The sequence below is a fragment of the Salinibacterium sp. SWN1162 genome (genome assembly GCF_015864675.1).
In the GTDB taxonomy this organism is placed as follows: Bacteria; Actinomycetota; Actinomycetes; order Actinomycetales; family Microbacteriaceae; genus Rhodoglobus.
This window is the reverse complement of sequence record NZ_JADYWT010000007.1, coordinates 1-2,523: the sequence shown is the minus strand read 5'-3', so window position 1 is coordinate 2,523 and position 2,523 is coordinate 1. Positions and strand designations below refer to the sequence as shown.

Genomic DNA, 2,523 nt, shown 5'->3' with positions numbered 1-2,523 from the left:
GACCAACTGAAACCAGTACCCGCACCAGCCTCATTCCGGGTGATACTGCCCAGGCTGCTGCCGAGGGCGAACCCACCATCTACGTCAGCGGCGACAACGCCTCCCTGCCGCTCGTGCAGCAGATCGCCGACCGCTTCCCCGACATCAGCATCGCCGTGCTGTTCGCCGGCGCTGCCCGAATCTCCGCCGTCAACGGCCCCCTCACTTTGACATCAGCGGATGCCGCAGAAGCCGCCAACATCTTGGGCGCCACCCACGTGGTCGGCCTCCACACCGAAGGCTGGGAACACTTCACCGAAACCCGTGCCGACCTCGAGGCCGCGTTCGCGGGGACGGGGTTGCTCGTGGAGACGCCGCCGGGGGTTGCTGTGGAGATTGGGTGCTCGGCTGCGGGCGCGTAACACTTTCAGATACCGATACCCCGCGCCCACAATCGGGGCGCGCGAAACCTGCAGAACAGGGAGCGACGTCGTGCTCAGTCTTGTGAGGCTTCCCTAAAGGCATTCGAGTCAGCGTCTCGAAAAAAGCAAACCGCCCAAGATCCTCCACCCACGAGTCCGCTGTCCGCCCTCGACTAGATCCAGGGGCGCCAAGACCGAACTACTGTTGCGGATCGCGACAGTAGTGCCTCGTCGATGTAGTCGTCAATACCGGGTCTACCGATCCAAGTAGGCGAAATAGGGCCCAACCACTTGAGGCGCCTGACCTCAACCATCCCTGCTGTTCCGAATGCTTCCAGTTGAGCGAAGATCTGGCCCGCCACATCTGCTAAGTTTCCGCTAAAGTCGTCACTTTCAATGCAAAAGCTGGGACCCGCATTCAGCAAATACGTACCATCGTAGGCTACGAAAACTTCCGCATCGACGGCGCGCGGGTCCTCAGGGCTGATCACTACGAATACTCCATGTGCTAGCTCAGTAGGTCCGTGAACATCCACGCGAACCTCTGGGAAGCGCGCATTCACCCTACTCACTACCTCGGTAGCGATCTTGCGGGCTAGTTCGTAGGAGACACTCACCATAGTCTCGGTCCCCTTCTCAAAATGTCGATGTGGCCCATGCGCACTCCAGGCGAGGATTTGATATATTTCGATGAAATCCTAAAGACTGCTCGCCCTCGATGCGCGCTCCAGCCTATCTTTATCGCGTTGCCCTGCCTGTTCAAGAGCCCACCCGGCTTCGCGGGGGTTCCCACGGTACCGAACGAATAATTTCCCACTAACCGGCTGTCTGCGCCGATGACTTTCGAGCGCATTGCTGCCGCGCCTACGCTCGGCGAGACTCTAGCCGCTCTGATAGCTCCGCTAACCGTTGCTCTCGTTGCCCCCACAAGAGCACCACCGGGAATCACAACAGCCAGCACCGTCGCCGCGTTCAGTGCATAATCCCATTCTTCTTCGGTCGTGGGATCGTGAGGTTCGCAGCCCTGATACCCCGTCCAACTCCCGCAAGTCTGCGCAAAGTCCTCTTCAGGGCTACCGCAATCTACGTCCCAAGAACAACGCCCGCTCAAATCAAGCTTATTGATCGGGTCAGCCGGATAGTCATAAGCATTCGTCACCCCACCCTCAACAGGGTCCACTTCCAGGAACCTGCCGAGCCCGGCAACATACTGTCTGGCGCCCATCTCGATCGTCGCGATCGACCCCTGATGCTCATACAACTTCCGATGCTGGCCAACGAACGCGTAATCAGCATCGCCCGGTGAAGTGTCAGTGACCGCGTCATCCGCAACCTCCGTTCCGATATCGCCGGTGACCGGGTCGATGGGTTGCCCGAACGGATCAAACGCTGCCCGCGCACCAATCCGGATACCGAGGTGGTCGGTGAGGATGATCGAGTCACCATGCAGGTTCGGGTACGACCACTTCGCATCCGCCCCCACCGGCAAAGAGACACTTACCCCGCCCGGCAACGACAGGGTCTCCTCAACCAGCACACCGGCAGCATCCAACACACCGAACATGCCACCAGCAGTGAACGTGTAACGGATAACCTCCGCCTCCGCCGCACCCGGTGCTGTGGAGCTGCGCTGAACAATCCGCCCCGTCGCATCCCGCACGTATTCGATTACGGTGCCGTCATCCAACACCGTCTTCATGTGGCGGTCGGCGCCGTCATAGAACAGTTGCTGATCAGCCAACCGCGTCGTGTTGCCATGCGCGTCATACGACAAACTCGCAGCACCCAGATTTGTTGACAGCAGAGTGTTTGCCCCTACCGGAGCACCCGCCACCGCCGTCGACAACAACCGGTCAGACCCGTCGTAGCAGTAGTCCGTTGTGATCGGAGTGCCAGCATCCTTCACATCCGAGAACGACGTGCGGTTACCGTTACGACCGGCAAGATCACTCGCACCCGCACCACACGTGGTGTCGCCGAAACCATACGTAAGCACATGCCTCGGGATGACCGCCTCAGTTAGCCGACCAGCCGCATCGAATGTGTAGGTCGAGGTCTCGGTACGCGGATCAGCCACCCACGAATCAGTGAGAGTGTTCTGCATGATCCGGCCCGACTGCGA

At 59.9% G+C, this 2,523-nt stretch carries 2 protein-coding genes; one reads left to right on the top strand and one right to left on the bottom strand.

Going from position 1 to position 2,523, the window contains the following annotated elements; genetic code table 11:
* Positions 1-401, top strand: a 401-nt coding sequence (locus I6E58_RS14110; RefSeq protein ID WP_374189202.1) for an MBL fold metallo-hydrolase, incomplete at its 5' end; no start/stop codon positions are given.
* 613 nt (positions 402-1,014) lie between these two features.
* On the opposite strand, the gene I6E58_RS14105 is transcribed toward I6E58_RS14110, so the two are convergent.
* The coding region (locus I6E58_RS14105; protein ID WP_231595808.1) for an RHS repeat-associated core domain-containing protein at positions 1,015-2,523 on the bottom strand (1,509 nt) is incomplete at its 5' end.